This is a genomic window from Kitasatospora viridis, from assembly GCF_007829815.1.
In the GTDB taxonomy this organism is placed as follows: Bacteria; Actinomycetota; Actinomycetes; order Streptomycetales; family Streptomycetaceae; genus Kitasatospora; species Kitasatospora viridis.
This window is the reverse complement of sequence record NZ_VIWT01000001.1, coordinates 4,856,720-4,873,353: the sequence shown is the minus strand read 5'-3', so window position 1 is coordinate 4,873,353 and position 16,634 is coordinate 4,856,720. Positions and strand designations below refer to the sequence as shown.

The following is a 16,634-nucleotide window of genomic DNA, read 5'->3' as shown; positions in this document are numbered from 1 at the left end:
ACCAGGTGACCACCCGCATCCCGCTCGACCTGCCGATCCGCTCCGCGCTGCCCGCGCTCGCCGAGGCCCTCGACCGGGCCGGCACGGCCGTGCTCGCCGCGCCGCCCGGCACCGGCAAGACCACCCTGGTGCCGCTCGCGCTGGCCGGACTGCTGGCGGAGGGCGGCGAGCCGCGCCGGGTGCTGGTGGCCGAGCCGCGCCGGCTCGCGGTGCGGGCGGCGGCCCGCCGGATGGCCTGGCTGCTGGGCTCGAAGGTGGGGGACCTGGTCGGCTACACGGTGCGCGGCGAGCGCCTGGTGGGCCCGGGCACGGTGGTGGAGGTGGTCACCACCGGCGTGCTGCTGCAGCGGCTGCAGCGCGACCCGGAGCTGCCCGGGGTCGACGCGGTGCTGCTGGACGAGTGCCACGAGCGGCACCTGGACGCCGACACCGCGCTCGCCTTCCTGCTGGACGTGCGGGCGGCGCTGCGGCCCGAGCTGCGGCTGCTGGTCGCCTCGGCCACCTCGGACACCGCCGCCTGGGCCGAACTGCTCGGCGGCGCACCGGTGGTGACGGCCGAGGCGAGCGCGCACCCGGTCGAGGTGGTCTGGGCGCCGCCACCGCGCGCGGTCCGGCCGCCGCAGGGCACCCGGGTGGACGCGGCGCTGCTGGAGCACGTCGCGGCGACCGTGCGGCGGGCGCTCGGGGAGGCCGACGGCGACCTGCTCTGCTTCCTGCCCGGGGTCGGCGAGATCGCGCGGGTCGCCCGGCTGCTGGAGGGGGCACCGGCCGAGCTGCTCCAGTTGCACGGGCAGGCGCCGGCGGCGGTGCAGGACGCGGCGCTGGGCGCCGGCACCCGGCGCCGGGTGATCCTGTCCACCTCGGTCGCCGAGTCCTCGCTGACCGTGCCCGGGGTGCGGATCGTGGTGGACGCCGGGCTGGCCCGGGAGCCGCGCACCGACCACGCGCGCGGGCTCAGCGCCCTGGTCACCGTGCGGGCCTCGCTGGCGGCCGGGCGGCAGCGGGCCGGCCGGGCCGGGCGGGAGGCGCCCGGGGTGGTCTACCGCTGCTGGCCGGAGGCGGCGGACGCGCTGGCGCCGGCCTTCCCCGCCCCGGAGATCGCGCTCGCCGACCTGGCGCCGTTCGCGCTCCAGGCCGCCTGCTGGGGCTCGCCGGACGCGAGCGGCCTGGCGCTGCTCGACCCGCCGCCGGCCGGTGCGCTGGCGGCCGCCCGGCAGACCCTGGCGGCGCTCGGCGCGGTGGACGCGACCGGGCGCGCCACCGAGCGCGGTCGCCTGCTGGCGCGCACCGGCCTGCACCCGCGGCTGGCCCGCGCCCTGCACGACGGCGCACCGCTGGTCGGCGCGCGCCGGGCGGCGGAGCTGGTGGCGCTGCTCTCCGAGGAGCCACCCAGGACGGCCGGGGACGACCTGGCGGCGATCTGGCGCACCGTGCGCGGTGGTGGCGAACCGGCGTACCGCGCCCGCTGGCGGGACGAGACCCGGCGGCTGCTGGGACAGCTCTCCGAGCACCCCGCCACCTCGCTCGACGACGCGGCCGCCGCCGGCCTGGTGGTGGCCCTCGCCCACCCCGAGCGGGTGGCCCGGGCCCGCGCGCCGCGCCCCGAGCCCGGCGCGCCGGCCGGGTACCTGATGGCCTCCGGCACGGCCGGCGAGACGGCGGCCGGCTCGGCGCTCGGTGGCGCGCCCTGGCTGGCCGTCGCGGTCGCGGACCGGCCGGCCGGCGCGCCCACCGCGCGGATCCGGCGCGCGGCCGTGCTGGACGAGCAGACCGCCCGGACCGCCGCCGCCCACCTGCTGACGGACCGTGAGGAGGTGCACTGGGGGCGCGGGGAGCTGACGGCCCGCCGGGTCACCGCGCTGGGCGCCGTCGAACTGGAGGTGGCCGCCCTGGCCCACCCCGACCCGGCGCTGGTGCGGGCCGCGCTGCTGGACGGCCTGGCCGCCGAGGGCGTCTGTGCCCTGCTCCGGTGGACCGAGGCCGGGCGCGCCCTGCGGCTCCGGCTGGCCTTCCTGCACCGCGAGTTGGGCGAGCCCTGGCCGGACGTCAGCGACCCGGCGCTGCTCGCGGCGGCCGACCGCTGGCTGGAGCCGGAGCTCTCCCGGGCCCGCCGCCGGGCCGACCTGCAGCGGATCGACACCACGGCCGCCCTCGGCCGGCTGCTGCCCTGGGCCACCGGCGAGGCGGGCCGGCTGGACGAACTGGCGCCGGAGCGGATCACGGTGCCGAGCGGCTCCCGGATCCGGGTGGACTACACGGCCGACCACCCCGTCCTCGCGGTCAAGCTGCAGGAGCTCTTCGGCTGGACCGACACCCCCCGGCTGGCCGGCGGCCGGGTACCGCTCACCGTCCACCTGCTCTCCCCCGCCGGCCGCCCGGCCGCCGTCACCGGCGACCTCGCCTCCTTCTGGGCCACCGGCTACCGCGCCGTCCGCGCCGACCTGCGCGGCCGCTACCCCCGCCACCCCTGGCCGGAGGACCCGACCACGGCGGAGCCGACGAAGCGGACCAACCCGCGCAGGTGAGGACACGCCGACGGGCCGGGCTCCACCCGGAGCCCGGCCCGTCGTCACGGCACCGTCAGTGCGCCGCCGCCTCCCAGTTCGCGCCGACGCCCACCGAGACGTCCAGCGGGGCGCGCAGCGCGTAGGCGCCGGCCATCTGGTCGCGGACCAGGGACTCGACCTGCTCGCGCTCGCCGGGGGCGAGTTCGAGGACGATTTCGTCGTGCACCTGGAGCAGCATCCGGGAGGTCAGGCCGGCCGCGGTGAGGGCCTCGTCCACCCGGAGCATGGCGATCTTGACGATGTCGGCCGCCGAGCCCTGCACCGGGGCGTTGAGCGCCATCCGCTCGGCCATCTCGCGGCGCTGGCGGTTGTCGCTGGTCAGGTCGGGCAGGTAGCGGCGGCGGCCGAGCAGGGTCTCGGTGTACCCCGTGGCGCGGGCCTCCTCGACCACCCGGTGCAGGTAGTCGCGCACGCCGCCGAACCGCTCGAAGTAGGTGTCCATCAGGCCCTGCGCCTCGTTCGGCTTGATGCCGAGCTGCTGCGAGAGGCCGTAGGCGGAGAGGCCGTAGGCCAGGCCGTAGGACATCGCCTTGATCTTGCGGCGCATCTCGGCGTCGACCTCGGCGGCGGCGACCTGGAAGACCGAGGAGGCGACGGTGGTGTGCAGGTCCTCGCCGCTGGCGAAGGCCTCGATCAGCGCCTCGTCCTCGGAGAGGTGGGCCATGATCCGCAGTTCGATCTGCGAGTAGTCGGCGGTGAGCAGCGACTCGTAGCCCGCGCCGACCACGAAGGCGCGGCGGATCAGCCGGCCCTCCTCGGTGCGGACGGGGATGTTCTGCAGGTTCGGGTCCTGCGAGGAGAGCCGACCGGTGGCGGCGACCATCTGGTTGAAGGTGGTGTGGATCCGGCCCTGCGGCGAGACCGTCTTGAGCAGGCCCTCGACGGTGGTGCGCAGCTTGGCCTGGTCGCGGTGGCGCAGCAGGATGACCGGCAGCTCGTTGTCGGTCTGGGTGGCCAGCCAGGTGAGCGCGTCGGCGTCGGTGGTGTAGCCGGTCTTGATCTTCTTGGTCTTCGGCAGGTTCAGCTCGCCGAAGAGGATCTCCTGGAGCTGCTTGGGCGAGCCGAGGTTGAAGGGGTGGCCGGCGGCGGCGTGCGCCTCCTCGACGACCCGCTGGATCTCGGTGGCGAACTGCTTCTCCAGCGAGTCCAGCCAGTCGCGGTCGGCGGCGATGCCGGTGCGCTCCATCCGGGCCAGCAGCGCGGCGATCGGCAGCTCCATGTCGTGCATCAGCTCGACGGCGCCGACCTCGGCGAGCCGGGTGTCGAAGAGCTCGGCCAGGTCGAGCACGGTGCGGGCCTCGACCATCAGCGCCTGGGCGCCGGCGGTCGGGTCCTCCTCGGGCGCGTCGAAGGCGAGCTGGCCGCTCTCCGCGGCGGCGGCCGGGGTGAGCGAGCGGCCCAGGTACTCCTCGGCGAGCACCTCCAGGGTGAAGGTGCGCCGGCCGGGCTTCTCCAGGTAGGCGGCGAGCGCGGTGTCCTGGGCGACGCCGTTGACCGTCCAGCCGCGCTCGGCGAAGGCGCGCATCACCTGCTTGGCGATGTGCAGCGCCTTGGGGCGCTTCGGGTCGGCGAGCCAGCCGGCGAAGGCCTGCTCGTCGGCCTCGGCGAGCTGGGCCGGGTCGAACCAGGCGGCGGTCTCGGCGGTGGCGAGCGCGACCTCGCGCACCTCGCCGCTGCCCAGCGCCCAGTCGTAGACCGAGGCGAGCGCCACGCGGTCGCCGCCCGCCGTGTGCTCGTCCAGCCAGCCGGCCAACGCGCCGGGCTCGGTGAGCAGTTCGCCGGCCACCTCGATGCCGGGGGCGGCGGCCACCTCGGCGGCCTCGGCGGCGGCGCCCGGGTCCAGGTTGTAGATCCGCTCGCGGAAGTTGGGGTTGCGGAACTCCAGCGTCTCCATCAGCGTGCCGACCGCCTCGCGGTCGAACGGGGTGCGGCCCAGGTCCTCGACGCCGAGCGGCAGTTCGACGTCCCGGACCAGCTCGGTGAGCACCCGGTTGCGCTTGACCGAGTCCAGGTGCTCCCGGAGCTTCTCGCCGATCTTGCCCTTGACCTCGTCGGCCCGGCCGACCAACTCCTCGAAGGAGCCGAACTGGTTGACCCACTTGGCGGCGGTCTTCTCGCCGACGCCGGGGATGCCGGGCAGGTTGTCCGACGGGTCGCCGCGCAGCGCGGCCAGGTCGGGGTACTGACGGGGCGTCACCCCGTACTTCTCGGCGACCTTCTCGGGGGTGTAGCGGGTCAGCTCGGAGACGCCCTTGGTCGGGTAGAGCACGGTGACGTGGTCGGTGACCAGCTGCAGCGAGTCGCGGTCGCCGGTGACGATCAGCACGTCGAAGCCGGCCGCCTCGGCGGCGGTGGCCAGGGTGGCGATGACGTCGTCGGCCTCGAAGCCCTCGATCGCCATCCGGGGCACGCTCATCGCGTCCAGCAGCTCGCCGATCAGGCCGATCTGGCTGCGGAACTCGTCCGGGGTGGTGGCCCGGTTGGCCTTGTAGTCGGGGAACTCGGCGGAGCGGAAGGTCTTGCGGGAGACGTCGAAGGCGACCGCGAGGTGGGTCGGCGCCTCGTCCCGCACGGTGTTGGCGACCATCGAGGCGAAGCCGTAGACCGCGTTGGTGGGCTGACCGGTCGAGGTGTTGAAGTTCTCCACCGGCAGCGCGTAGAAGGCCCGATAGGCGAGGGAATGCCCGTCGAGCAGCATCAGCCGGGGGCGGGCCCCCGACGCACCCGTACTGCCCGCGCCCTTTGCCGCACTCTGCGTAGCCACGTCCACGTCCGTTCCTGCCGATTCCGACTGCCGTCCCCGATCCTAGGCGGCGGTACCGACATCACCGACCAGCCACGACAGCACCCAGCGGGCCCCGCGCACCTACTCGCCCGTACGATCACGAAAGGCCGTGCGCCGCGGCCTCCCTCGACCGGCAGGAGTGAACCCCGATGACCGAGCAGCCCGAGCAGCCCGCCGCGGACGGCGGCCCCGTGGTGCTGGACCTTCCGCAGGACGTGGTGGAGCACTTCGCCAAGCTCGGCGTGGAGCCCAGCACCTTCTCCGGCGGCGCCCTGGGCGACAAGATGGGCATCCGGATCGCGGAGGCCTCGGCGGACCGGGTGGTCGGGACGATGCCGGTGGAGGGCAACCAGCAGCCGTACGGGCTGCTGCACGGCGGCGCCTCGGCGGCGCTGGCCGAGACGCTCGGCTCGATAGGGGCGATGCTGCACGCCGGTCCGGGCCGGTACGCGGTCGGCGTGGACCTGAACGTCACCCACCACCGCTCGGCCACCTCGGGGCTGGTGACGGGGGTGGCGACCGCCGTCTACAAGGGGCGCACCGCCGCCACCTACGAGATCGCGGTCACCGACGACACCGGCCGCCGGATCACCAGCTGCCGGCTGACCTGCGCGCTGCGCGACCTGTAGCACCGCGGCGGGCCCGGCCGGGCCCGCCGTGCACCAGCGCGCCCCTCACGCACCCTTGCGCCCATCGCGCCCCCTCCGTTTGGCCGCCGCCCCCGTTGGGCAGGTCTGGCCGACGAGGGGGCGCCGTGCTTTTCGGGGCAGCGCGGCGAGAACCGGAACCAGTTTCCTCAGCTGTAACGCTGCGTAATGTCTCGGCAATCTGCCCGGGGCGCGCGCAGCTTGCCCACAAGGCCCGCGAAAGCCCCTCCCGCACTCCCGCATGTCCGCATTACGGACAAGATCGCCCGATTCGATCGGCCCGGACATTGCCGTCCGTTGATCGGACGGATCGTCTACTACCTCTGTTTTTTGGTGACTTGAGCGATCTTCAAGCGCAATCGGACTGCCCGATCGGGCACTGTCGAGGCCAACTGTCCAGTATTCGGAAGATTGGCATGCGGCGCTCATAACAGAAGAATCACAGCAGGAGCACACCCCTGCCCCCATCGGTTCCGGCGCTCTAGAGTCACGGCCAGTCACCGCCAGTCCATGAAGGGGACCCTCGTGCGCCATCGTTCACTGCTCGTCCTCAGCGTCGCCCTGACCGGGGCCCTCACCGTCACCGCGTGCGGGTCTCGCGGCGGCAGCAGCGGCGGCAGCTCCTCCAGCGGCGACCTCACCGTCACCATCGGCGTGGACGCCCCGCTCTCCGGCCAGAACTCCGCCACCGGCCTGGGCATCCAGTACGGCGTGCAGATCGCCGTGGACGACGCCAACAAGAACAACACCGTGCCCGGCGTGAAGTTCAAGGTGAAGGCCCTGGACGACCAGGCCCAGCCCGGCATCGGCCAGCAGAACGCCACCGCCCTGGTCGGCGACTCCAGCGTGCTCGGCGTGATCGGCCCGCTCAACTCCGGTGTGGCGCAGTCGATGCAGCAGGTCTTCCAGACCGCCGACCTGGTCGAGATCTCGCCCTCCAACACCAACCCGGCGCTCACCCAGGGCCCCAACTGGGCCAGCGGCAACAAGGTGCGCCCGTTCAAGACCTACTTCCGCACCGCCACCACCGACGCGCTGCAGGGCGCCTTCGCCGCCCAGTACGCCTACGACACGGCCGGCAAGCGCAAGGCCTTCGTGGTCGACGACAAGCAGGACTACGGCGCCGGCCTGGCCTCGATCTTCCAGAGCTCCTTCACCAAGGACGGCGGCTCGATCGCCGGCACCGACCACGTGAACACCGGGGACAAGGACTTCTCCACCCTGGTCACGAAGATCAAGAACTCCGGCGCCGACATGCTCTACTACGGCGGCCAGTACGACGAGGCCCAGCTGATCACCAAGCAGCTCAAGGACGCCGGCGCCAACATCCCGCTGATGGGCGGCGACGGCATCTACTCCGCGACCTACATCACCACCGCCGGCACCGAGGCCGAGGGCGACCTGGCCACCTCCGTCGGCATCCCGGTCGACACCCTGCCCAGCGCCCAGGACTTCGTCGCCAAGTACAAGGCCGCCAAGTACCCCGGTGACTACGGCACCTACGGCGGCTACTCGTACGACGCGGCCCTGGCCATCATCAAGTCGATCGGCAAGTCGATGGGCTCCGGCGGCAAGACCCTGCCGACCCGCGCCCAGGTGGTGACCGGCGTGCAGAACGCCGACTTCGACGGCATCGCCGGCCACGTCTCCTTCGACCAGTACGGCGACACCACCGACAAGCAGTTGACGGTCTACCAGGTCAAGTCCGGCAAGTGGGTGTCGGTCAAGACCGGCTCCTACACCGGCTGACCGACGCCCGTCCCGGGGCCGCACCCAGGGGACCTCCCGGCCGACCGCCGGGGCCCGTCCCACGCGTGCGGCCCCGCGTCCCACCACGACCGAGACGCCAGCACAGCGACATGGAGGACGCGGTGCACACCCTGCCGCAACAACTCGCCAACGGCCTTTTCCTTGGGTCCACCTACGGGCTCATCGCCATCGGCTACACGATGGTCTACGGCATCGTGCAGCTCATCAACTTCGCCCACGGCGAGATCTTCATGACCGGAGGCTTCGGCGCCCTCACCGTCTGGCTGGTCCTGCCGCACGGCACCAGCCTCTGGCTGGCCCTGCCGCTGATGCTGATCGGCGGCGTGATCACCTCGGTGCTGATCGCGCTCGGCGCCGAACGGTTCGCCTACCGGCCGCTGCGCAACGCGCCCCGGCTCGCCCCGCTGATCGCCGCCATCGGCCTCTCGCTGGCGCTCCAGCAGGCCGTGCACAACCTCTACCCCAACGCCACCAGCGCCCGGGTCTTCCCCCAACTCAAGGCCGGCCCCTGGAACATCGGCTCGGTGCACGTGCAGTCCGGTGACCTGTTCACCGTGCTGGCCGCGCCGATCTGCATGGTCCTGCTGGCCTTCTTCGTCCAGAAGTCCCGCACCGGCCGCGCCATGCAGGCCACCGCCCAGGACCCGGACACCGCCCAGCTGATGGGCATCGACACCAACCGGATCATCGCCACCGCCTTCGCCATCGGCGCGGTGTTCGCCGCCGTCGCCGCCGTCTGCTACGGCCTGCGCTACGGCCAGGTGCAGTACGACATGGGCTTCGAGGCCGGCCTCAAGGCGTTCACCGCCGCCGTCCTCGGCGGCATCGGCAACATCTACGGCGCCATGCTCGGCGGCCTGGTGCTCGGCCTCGCCGAGACCCTCGCCACCGCCTACATCGCCGACGTCCCCGGCATGCACCAGCTCGGCGGCGGCAGTTGGGCCGACGTCTGGGCCTTCGTGCTGCTGATCCTGGTGCTGCTGCTGCGGCCACAAGGCCTGCTCGGCGAACGCGTAGCGGACCGGGCCTGAGGACGGAGGAACACCGATGACCACCACCGCCGAGCTGCGGGCCACCGCCGCCCGCACCCTCACCCGCCTCGAAGGCCTCGTCCCGGCCCCGGTCGCCCGCGCCCTGGTCGCCGGCGGCGCCGTGCTCACCATCGCCTCCGCCTGGCTCTCCTGGACCTGGACCGACCGGTTCCCCGGCGACCTCACCGTCTCCGGCTACCCCGGCGGCCTGCAGTGGCTCACCGTCGCCGCCGGCCTGCTGCTGCTCCTCCAGGCACTCGCCGCCTACCAGGTGCCGGGCCTGCGGGCACTGGCCCCCACCGGCCACACCGGACCGCTGCGCGGGCTCGCCCTGACCGCCCTCGCCACCACCTGGTTCACCCTGATCGCGATCACCGTCGAGCTGAACGGCCTGGTCAACCTGACCACCGGCGGCGTGGTCGCCGGCCTCGCCGTGCTGCCCGCGCTGTTCGGCTCGCTCGCCCTGCCCGGCGACCGGCACCCCGCCGCCGAGACCGGCCCGCTCAACCCGTGGCAGGAGCGCCTGCTGGTCACCGGCCTGACCGCGCTCGGGCTGGCCGTCTTCACCTACGCCATCGACACCGAGTACGGCGAGCTCTTCGTCGGCTTCCTGATCACCACCGGCTGCGCCGCCGGCACCTGGGTGAAGTCCGGGCTGTTCGAACGGGTCTCCCGGATCGCCGCCCGCAACCGGGCGTTCGGCACGGCCGCCGGCTTCGTCGCCGCCGCGCTCTTCCCGCTCACCCAGACCAACGACCACAACGCCAACGTCGGCGTCAACATCCTGATCTTCGCCACCGTGGCGCTCGGCCTGAACATCGTGGTCGGCCTCACCGGCCTGCTCGACCTCGGCTACGTCGCCTTCCTCGGCGTCGGCGCCTACACCGCCGCGCTGGTCTCCGGCTCGCCGTTCTCGCCGTTCCACCACCAGATCCCGTTCTGGGCCGCCGCACTGGTCGGCGCCGGCGCCTCCATGGTGTTCGGCATCCTGATCGGCGCGCCCACCCTGCGGCTGCGCGGCGACTACCTGGCCATCGTCACCATCGGCTTCGGCGAGATCTTCCACATCGCCGCGAAGAACCTCGACGGCACGTCAGGCCCGAAGATCACCAACGGCCCGAACGGCATCCCGCAGATCCCCGACATCAACCTCTTCGGCCTCGACCTCGGCAACAGCTGGCAACTCGGCTCGATCACCATCGGACGGTTCGCCAACTACTTCTACCTGATGCTCGTGGTCATCCTGATCGTGATCGCCGTCTTCAGCCGGGCCGGCAACTCCCGGATCGGCCGCGCCTGGATCGCCATCCGCGAGGACGAGACCGCCGCCGAGGCCATGGGCATCAACGGCTACCGGGCCAAGCTCACCGCCTTCGCCCTCGGCGCCACGCTGGCCGGACTGGCCGGCACGGTCAGCGCCCACGTCACCTACAACGTGGTCCCCGACCCGTACGTCTTCGCCGGCTCCGCCCCGCCCAACTCGGCCTTCCTGCTCGCCGCCGTGGTGCTCGGCGGCATGGGCACGGTCAGCGGACCGCTGCTCGGCGCCGCCCTGCTCTACCTGATCCCCGACAAGCTCGTCTTCATGGACAAGTACCAGCTGCTCGCCTTCGGCGTCGCGCTGATCCTGCTGATGCGCTTCCGCCCCGAGGGCCTGATCGCCAACCGGCGCCGGCAGGCCGAGTTCCACCAGGCCGACCTGCCCGCCCAGGGCGGCTCCCCCGACACCAGCAGCCTCAGCAAGGCAGGGGCCTGACCCATGACCACCACCACGACCACCGCCGGCACGCACCCCGCCGGCACCCTGCTCGACGCCCGCGGCGTCACCATGCGCTTCGGCGGGCTCACCGCCGTCAGCAACGTCGACCTCACCGTCGACGAGGGCGAGATCATCGGCCTGATCGGCCCCAACGGCGCCGGCAAGACCACCTTCTTCAACTGCCTCACCGGCCTCTACGTGCCCACCGAAGGCACCGTCAGATTCCGCGACCAGGTGCTGCCGCCCAAGCCCCACCTGGTCACCCAGGCCGGCATCGCCCGCACCTTCCAGAACATCCGGCTGTTCGCCAACATGACCGTGCTGGAGAACGTGCTCGTCGGCCGGCACAGCCGGACCAAGCAGGGCCTGCTCTCCGCACTGCTCCGCGGCCCCGGCTACCGCCGGGCCGAGGCCGACAGCCGGGAGAAGGCGATGGCGCTGCTGGAGTTCACCGGCCTCGCCGACAAGGCCGGGCAACTCGCCCGCAACCTGCCCTACGGCGAGCAGCGCAAACTGGAGATCGCCCGCGCGCTCGCCAGCGAACCCGGCCTGCTGCTGCTCGACGAACCCACCGCCGGCATGAACCCGCAGGAGACCCGGGCCGCCGAGGACCTCGTCTTCGCCATCCGCGACCGCGGCATCGCGATCCTGGTCATCGAGCACGACATGCGGTTCATCTTCAACCTCTGCGACCGCACCGCCGTGCTGGTGCAGGGTCAGAAGATCGTCGAGGGCGACAAGGAGACCGTGCAGAACGACGAGCGGGTGATCACCGCCTACCTCGGCGAACCGCTCGAACAACCCACGGACAGCACGCCCACGAACGACACGGAGCCCTCCGCATGACCACCCCACTCCTGGAGGTCGAGGACCTCCGCGTCGCCTACGGCAAGATCGAGGCCGTCAAGGGCATCAGCTTCACCGTCGCGGAAGGCACGGTCACCACCCTCATCGGCACCAACGGCGCCGGCAAGACCACCACCCTGCGCACCCTCTCCGGCCTGCTGCGCCCCACCACCGGCCGGATCACCTTCGACGGCCACGCCCTGGGCAGCGTCCCCGCGCACCGGATCGTCGCGCTCGGCCTGGCCCACTCCCCCGAGGGCCGGCACATCTTCCCCCGGATGACCATCGAGGAGAACCTGCTGCTCGGCGCCTTCCTGCGCAAGGACCCCGGCATCACCGAGGACGTGGAGCGGGCCTACACCCTCTTCCCGATCCTCGGCGAACGCCGCAAGCAGGCCGCCGGCACCCTGTCCGGCGGCGAGCAGCAGATGCTCGCGATGGGCCGCGCGCTGATGTCCCGGCCCAAGCTGCTGATGCTGGACGAGCCGTCCATGGGCTTGTCACCGCTGATGATGCAGAAGATCATGGCCACCATCGTGGAACTCCGCTCCGGCGGCACCACGATCCTGCTGGTCGAGCAGAACGCGCAGGCCGCGCTCTCGCTCTCCGACCAGGGCTACGTCATGCAGACCGGCCGGATCGTGCTCAGCGGCACCGGCCGGGAACTGCTGAACGACGAGTCGGTGCGCAAGTCCTACCTGGGCGAGGACTGAACCGCCCACCCCGCACGTCAGGTGCGGGCCGCCTGGACCGGCCCGCACCTGACTCCCACTCAGCAGGAGCCACTCAAGCCGGGATCACGCCTGCTCCTCGGCCTTCTTCCGGTCCTGCGCCTCGCCCTCCTCGATGACCGCCTCGGCCACCGCGGCCATCGTCATCCGGCGGTCCATCGAGGTCTTCTGGATCCACCGGAAGGCGGCCGGCTCGTTCAGCCCGAACTTGGTCTGCAGCACGCTCTTTGCCCGGTCCACCAGCTTGCGGGTCTCCAACCGCTGGGTCAGATCCGCGATCTCCCCCTCCAGCGCCCGCATCTCGGTGTACCGGGACACCGCCATCTCGATCGCCGGCACCAGGTCGCTCTTCGAGAACGGCTTCACGATGTACGCCATCGCCCCCGCGTCCCGCGCCCGGTCCACCAACTCCCGCTGCGAGAACGCGGTCAGCATCAACACCGGCGCCAGGTGCGCCTCGTGGATCCGCTCGGCCGCCGACAGCCCGTCCAGCACCGGCATCTTCACGTCCAGGATCGCCAGGTCGGGCTTCAGCTCCTCGACCAGTCGCACCGCGGTCTCCCCGTCGCCGGCCTCGCCGACCACGGTGTAGCCCTCCTCCTCCAGCATCTCCTTCAGATCCAGCCGGATCAGCGTCTCGTCCTCGGCGATGACGATCCGGGTGATCTGCGGCGCATCGGACTCCAGCGCCTGGCTCTGCTCGTCGGCGGTGCTCACGTGACTCCTCGTTCCGGGCGGGGGCTGCATGCATGAGGGTACCTAGCCCGGTCAGAGGGCACCCACCCGCTATGCTGTCCACAGACCTACCCCGCCGGGTTGGTGGAATGGCATACACGGATGTCTCAAACACATCTGCCCGAGAGGGCTTGCGGGTTCGAATCCCGCACCCGGCACTCAGCCCGTCTTCTCCAGCGGTTCCATCTCCACGCTGAGCCGCATGTCCAGCGCGAGCGCCAACCGTTCCAGCAGCAGGATCGTGGGCATCGTACCGCCGGCTTCGAAGCGCGCGACCGCCGGCTGTTGCATCCCCGCCCGCCCGGCCAGCTGAGTCTGCGTCAGCCCTAGCTGTTCGCGTCGGCGCCGCACCGCCTCCCCCAGCTCGAAGCGCAGCTTCGCCGCCTGGTAGCCGGCACCGACCCCGGCCTCGCCCAGGACCTCTCCGCGCAGCTCGGCCCACGACGTCCGCTCGGCCATTCCGATCACTCCTCCTCGTCCAACGTGTGCCGCTCCGCGATGCAGCGCTCCATGGCCCGACGTGCTCGTGCCACCTCGCTGCTCTCCCGCATCCGAGTCTTCCGGAACACCGTCAGCAGAACGATGCGCCGCCCTGAAGCGATCCAGTAACTCACCCGCATCGCCCGGTCGCCGAGGTAGAACCGCAGCTCCCTGAGCTTGCCGTCCAGCTGTCGTGTATGGGGCTCGCCCAGGAGCACACCCCGGTCCGCGAGCAGGTCGACGTAGAACGCGACCGCACCCCGATCATCCTGCGACAGGCCGAGGATCCAGTCCCGGACTTCCGGCTCCAGCTCCACTTCTCCCCAAGTCATAACACAGATGGTATAAAGGCGCCAGACGCCCGATGGTCACGGCCGGGCGCGGAATGCCGAGGTTCACTCGGACGAGATCACCGTCGACGAACAGGCGTTCGCCATGCCGCCCCCGCCCTCCTCGTGAGGATCTGGTGTGCACCTCGGCCCATTCGTCAAGCTACGTCCGGATTGTTCCCCCGGAAGAGTTGCCACCGGTGGACCCGGCACCTACGTTCTGGCGTCATGCCACAGCCGCTCCTCTCCGTCGTCGTGCCCGCCTATGACCTGCACGGACAGCTATCGCAGTGCCTGGAATCGGTGCTGGACCAGTCCTTCGGCGGCTTCGAGCTGATCGTGGTGGCCGACCGGTCGCCGCAGTGTCCGCAGGAGTTGCCGGAGGTGGCGGCGGACGACCGGGTGTCGGTGCTCCGGTTGAACGCCTCCGTCGGCGTGGGGCGGGCCCGGAACGCGGGGGCGGCGCGGGCGTCCGGGCGGTTCCTGCTCTTCCTGGACGCCGACCACCTGGTCTCGCCGGGCGCCTTCCTGATGCTGGCCGACCGGGCGCGCGAGGTGCCGGAGGCGGACCTGCTGCTGTTCGGGCACACCCGGCTGCACCGCGGGCGGGTCTGGCCGGGGGCGGCGCAGGCGGTGCTGGACCGGCTGGACGGGGAGCTCGGCGAGGGGGACTTCGCCCCGGCCGAGCACCCGGAGCTGTTCGGCGCGCCGGCCCAGGCCTGGGACCGGCTGATCAGCCGTGAGCTGTGGATCGGCGAGCGGCTGGGTTTCCCGGACGGCCAGTACGAGGAGGTGTCGGTCGTCCACGAGGCGCTGCTGCGGGCCCGCCGGGCGGCGGTGCTGCCGCGCGAGCTGGTGCAGCTGAGGCGCCGTCAGACGGTGCACCCCACCGGGTCGCCCGGCAGCACCGTCTTCGACCTGTTCGACCAGTACGAGCGCAGCTTCGAGCTGTTGGAGAACCTCTCGCTGCCCGCGGCCGAGGCGGTGCGCCCGGTCCTGTTCGGCCGGATGGTGCGGCACTACCTGTTCGTGCTGGACCTGGCGGGCTGCGTGGCCCGGTCGGAGCGTCCGCAGTTCTTCCACCGCGCGGCGGAGCACTACCGCCGGTTGCAGCCGGCCGGGTTCGCTCGTCCGGGGGGCCGGGAGGGCGTCAAGTTCTCGCTGCTGGCGGGTGGTTCGTACAGTGCCTTCGAGGTGGCGAAGCTGACCCAGATCGCCCGCACCGCGGTGGCGGGCCGGGGCAACTGACCCCGGCCCGCGACGGTTCAGCGGCTCAGTTGTCGAGCTCGCCGACGTGGTGCACCCGCACCAGGTTGGTGGAGCCGGCCAGGCCGGGCGGCGACCCGGCGGTGATGATCACGATGTCGCCGCGCTCGCACCGGCCGAGGCTGAGCAGTTGGGCGTCGACCTGGGCCACCATCTCGTCGGTGGTGGGGACGAACGGGCCGAGGAAGGTCTCCACGCCCCAGGTGAGCGCCAGTTGGCTGCGCACCGCCTGCTCGTAGGTGAAGGCCAGCACCGGGATCGGCGAGCGGTAGCGGGTGAGCCGGCGCGCGGTGTCCCCGGACTGGGTGAAGGCGATCAGGTACTTGGCCCCGAGGAAGTCGCCGATCTCGGCGGCGGCCCGGGCGACCGCGCCGCCCTGGGTGCGCGGCTTGGAGCCGGTGGTGAGCGGCGGGAGGCCGGCGGCGAGCACCTCGCCCTCGACCGCCTCGATGATCCGGCCCATGGTCTTGACGGTCTCGACGGGGTACTTGCCGACCGAGGTCTCGCCGGAGAGCATCACCGCGTCGGTGCCGTCGAGCACGGCGTTGGCGACGTCGGAGGCCTCGGCCCGGGTGGGCCGGGAGGAGTTGATCATCGAGTCGAGCATCTGGGTGGCGACGATGACCGGCTTGGCGTTGCGCCTGGCCAGCTTGATGGCGCGCTTCTGGACCAGCGGGACCTGCTCCAGCGGCATCTCGACGCCGAGGTCGCCGCGGGCGACCATGATGCCGTCGAAGGCGTCGACGATGGAGTCCAGGGCCTCGACGGCCTGCGGCTTCTCCACCTTGGCGATCACCGGGAGGTGGCGGCCCTCCTCGGCCATGATCCGGTGCACGTCCTCGATGTCCTTGCCGCTGCGGACGAAGGAGAGGGCGATCAGGTCGGCGCCGGTCCGCAGGGCCCAGCGCAGGTCGGCGACGTCCTTGTCGCTGAGCGCGGGCACGGAGACGGCGACTCCGGGCAGGTTGAGGCCCTTGTGGTCGGAGACCAGGCCCCCTTCGATGACGAGGCAGTGCACCCGGGGGCCGTCGACGCTGGTGACCTCCAGGCAGACCCGGCCGTCGTCGACCAGGATCCGCTCGCCGCGGGTGACGTCGGCGGCGAGGCCCTTGTAGGTGGTGCCGCAGATCAGGCGGTCGCCGGGGACGTCGTCGACGGTGATGGTGAACTCGTCGCCGCGTTCGAGGAGTACCGGCCCTTCGGCGAAGGTCTCCAGGCGGATCTTCGGACCTTGAAGGTCCACCAGGATTCCGACGCTGCGGCCGGTCTCGTCGGCGGCCTTGCGGACCCGGCGGTACCGCTCTTCGTGTTCGGCGTGGGAGCCGTGGCTGAGGTTGAGTCGGGCGATGTCCATGCCGGCGTCGACCAGGGCCTTGATCTGGTCGTACGTGTCGGCGGCGGGCCCGAGGGTACAGACGATTTTTGCTCGGCGCATGACTGAGAGGGTAAGCACTACCCGCGCGTAACAACGACGGTCCGACGGTCGGTCACATGTCGACCTGGGGAAGGTTCGTTGAATTCTCTGACGCACCATGACTTCCGGTGCGGGTCACCGAAGTTGACCTTGGAACCCGGTCCGCGCCCGCACCGTATCCCCACGCACCGATACCGATCCGAGAACGCTTGTTAACCCCTGATTCAGCGTCAGGCCGCACGGCGCTCCGCACCACTGGCGATGATCTGACATT

At 71.9% G+C, this 16,634-nt stretch carries 13 protein-coding genes and 1 tRNA gene; 9 read left to right on the top strand and 5 right to left on the bottom strand.

What is annotated here, in order from left to right; all coding sequences use genetic code 11:
• The first annotated feature begins 5 nt into the window (after window positions 1-5).
• Window positions 6-2,525 (top strand): ATP-dependent helicase HrpB, encoded by a 2,520-nt coding sequence (gene hrpB, locus FHX73_RS21980; protein ID WP_246213642.1) that lies wholly within the window; start codon window positions 6-8, stop codon window positions 2,523-2,525.
• 55 nt (window positions 2,526-2,580) lie between these two features.
• Here the strand turns inward: hrpB and polA are convergent, their stop codons facing one another.
• The gene (polA, locus tag FHX73_RS21975; protein ID WP_145908439.1) at window positions 2,581-5,265 is read right to left on the bottom strand and encodes a DNA polymerase I; all 2,685 of its coding nucleotides are present in this window, start codon (window positions 5,263-5,265) and stop codon (window positions 2,581-2,583) included.
• A gap of 236 nt (window positions 5,266-5,501) precedes the next feature.
• On the opposite strand from polA, the gene FHX73_RS21970 reads away from it, so the two are divergent.
• The 6 genes from FHX73_RS21970 (at window position 5,502) to FHX73_RS21945 (ending at window position 12,118) form a co-directional block, all read left to right on the top strand.
• Window positions 5,502-5,981, top strand: a complete 480-nt coding sequence (locus tag FHX73_RS21970) for a PaaI family thioesterase (RefSeq protein WP_145906640.1) — start codon at window positions 5,502-5,504, stop codon at window positions 5,979-5,981.
• A gap of 543 nt (window positions 5,982-6,524) precedes the next feature.
• Window positions 6,525-7,748 (top strand): branched-chain amino acid ABC transporter substrate-binding protein, encoded by a 1,224-nt coding sequence (locus FHX73_RS21965; protein ID WP_246213641.1) that lies wholly within the window; start codon window positions 6,525-6,527, stop codon window positions 7,746-7,748.
• A 122-nt stretch (window positions 7,749-7,870) separates the two neighbouring features.
• On the top strand, window positions 7,871-8,800 hold the full coding sequence (locus FHX73_RS21960) for a branched-chain amino acid ABC transporter permease (protein ID WP_145908438.1): 930 nt from the start codon (window positions 7,871-7,873) through the stop codon (window positions 8,798-8,800).
• A gap of 16 nt (window positions 8,801-8,816) precedes the next feature.
• The gene (locus tag FHX73_RS21955; RefSeq protein ID WP_145906638.1) at window positions 8,817-10,556 is read left to right on the top strand and encodes a branched-chain amino acid ABC transporter permease; all 1,740 of its coding nucleotides are present in this window, start codon (window positions 8,817-8,819) and stop codon (window positions 10,554-10,556) included.
• A 3-nt stretch (window positions 10,557-10,559) separates the two neighbouring features.
• Window positions 10,560-11,405 (top strand): ABC transporter ATP-binding protein, encoded by an 846-nt coding sequence (locus tag FHX73_RS21950; protein ID WP_145906637.1) that lies wholly within the window; start codon window positions 10,560-10,562, stop codon window positions 11,403-11,405.
• Complete coding sequence (locus tag FHX73_RS21945) at window positions 11,402-12,118, top strand: ABC transporter ATP-binding protein (protein ID WP_145906636.1); 717 nt, start codon at window positions 11,402-11,404, stop codon at window positions 12,116-12,118. The genes FHX73_RS21950 and FHX73_RS21945 overlap by 4 nt, the downstream gene beginning before the upstream one ends.
• An 84-nt stretch (window positions 12,119-12,202) precedes the next feature.
• On the opposite strand, the gene FHX73_RS21940 is transcribed toward FHX73_RS21945, so the two are convergent.
• Window positions 12,203-12,853, bottom strand: a complete 651-nt coding sequence (locus FHX73_RS21940) for an ANTAR domain-containing response regulator (protein WP_145906635.1) — start codon at window positions 12,851-12,853, stop codon at window positions 12,203-12,205.
• 93 nt (window positions 12,854-12,946) lie between these two features.
• On the opposite strand from FHX73_RS21940, the gene FHX73_RS21935 reads away from it, so the two are divergent.
• A tRNA-Leu gene (locus FHX73_RS21935) sits at window positions 12,947-13,029 on the top strand.
• A 1-nt stretch (window position 13,030) separates the two neighbouring features.
• On the opposite strand, the gene FHX73_RS21930 is transcribed toward FHX73_RS21935, so the two are convergent.
• Together FHX73_RS21930 and FHX73_RS21925 are read right to left on the bottom strand one after the other, a co-directional pair.
• Complete coding sequence (locus tag FHX73_RS21930; RefSeq protein ID WP_145906634.1) at window positions 13,031-13,330, bottom strand: helix-turn-helix domain-containing protein; 300 nt, start codon at window positions 13,328-13,330, stop codon at window positions 13,031-13,033.
• Window positions 13,331-13,335: 5 nt separating this feature from the next.
• Complete coding sequence (locus tag FHX73_RS21925) at window positions 13,336-13,683, bottom strand: type II toxin-antitoxin system RelE/ParE family toxin (RefSeq protein ID WP_145906633.1); 348 nt, start codon at window positions 13,681-13,683, stop codon at window positions 13,336-13,338.
• 225 nt (window positions 13,684-13,908) lie between these two features.
• On the opposite strand from FHX73_RS21925, the gene FHX73_RS21920 reads away from it, so the two are divergent.
• Window positions 13,909-14,928 carry a glycosyltransferase family 2 protein gene (locus tag FHX73_RS21920; protein ID WP_145906632.1) on the top strand — a complete coding sequence of 340 codons (1,020 nt, stop codon included), beginning with the start codon at window positions 13,909-13,911 and terminating at the stop codon, window positions 14,926-14,928.
• A gap of 25 nt (window positions 14,929-14,953) precedes the next feature.
• Here FHX73_RS21920 and pyk read toward each other — a convergent pair whose 3' ends face one another.
• Window positions 14,954-16,381, bottom strand: coding sequence for a pyruvate kinase (gene pyk, locus FHX73_RS21915; protein ID WP_145906631.1), 1,428 nt, complete (start codon window positions 16,379-16,381; stop codon window positions 14,954-14,956).
• Between the last annotated feature and the right edge of the window lie 253 nt (window positions 16,382-16,634).

Coding starts and splice junctions, on each gene's coding strand:
- polA (WP_145908439.1), bottom strand. CDS start 5,265: ATGCTGCTCGACGGGCATTCCCTCGCCTATCGGGCCTTCTACGCGCTG.
- FHX73_RS21970 (WP_145906640.1), top strand. CDS start 5,502: ATGACCGAGCAGCCCGAGCAGCCCGCCGCGGACGGCGGCCCCGTGGTG.
- FHX73_RS21955 (WP_145906638.1), top strand. CDS start 8,817: ATGACCACCACCGCCGAGCTGCGGGCCACCGCCGCCCGCACCCTCACC.
- FHX73_RS21950 (WP_145906637.1), top strand. CDS start 10,560: ATGACCACCACCACGACCACCGCCGGCACGCACCCCGCCGGCACCCTG.
- FHX73_RS21945 (WP_145906636.1), top strand. CDS start 11,402: ATGACCACCCCACTCCTGGAGGTCGAGGACCTCCGCGTCGCCTACGGC.
- FHX73_RS21930 (WP_145906634.1), bottom strand. CDS start 13,330: ATGGCCGAGCGGACGTCGTGGGCCGAGCTGCGCGGAGAGGTCCTGGGC.
- FHX73_RS21925 (WP_145906633.1), bottom strand. CDS start 13,683: ATGACTTGGGGAGAAGTGGAGCTGGAGCCGGAAGTCCGGGACTGGATC.
- FHX73_RS21920 (WP_145906632.1), top strand. CDS start 13,909: ATGCCACAGCCGCTCCTCTCCGTCGTCGTGCCCGCCTATGACCTGCAC.
- pyk (WP_145906631.1), bottom strand. CDS start 16,381: ATGCGCCGAGCAAAAATCGTCTGTACCCTCGGGCCCGCCGCCGACACG.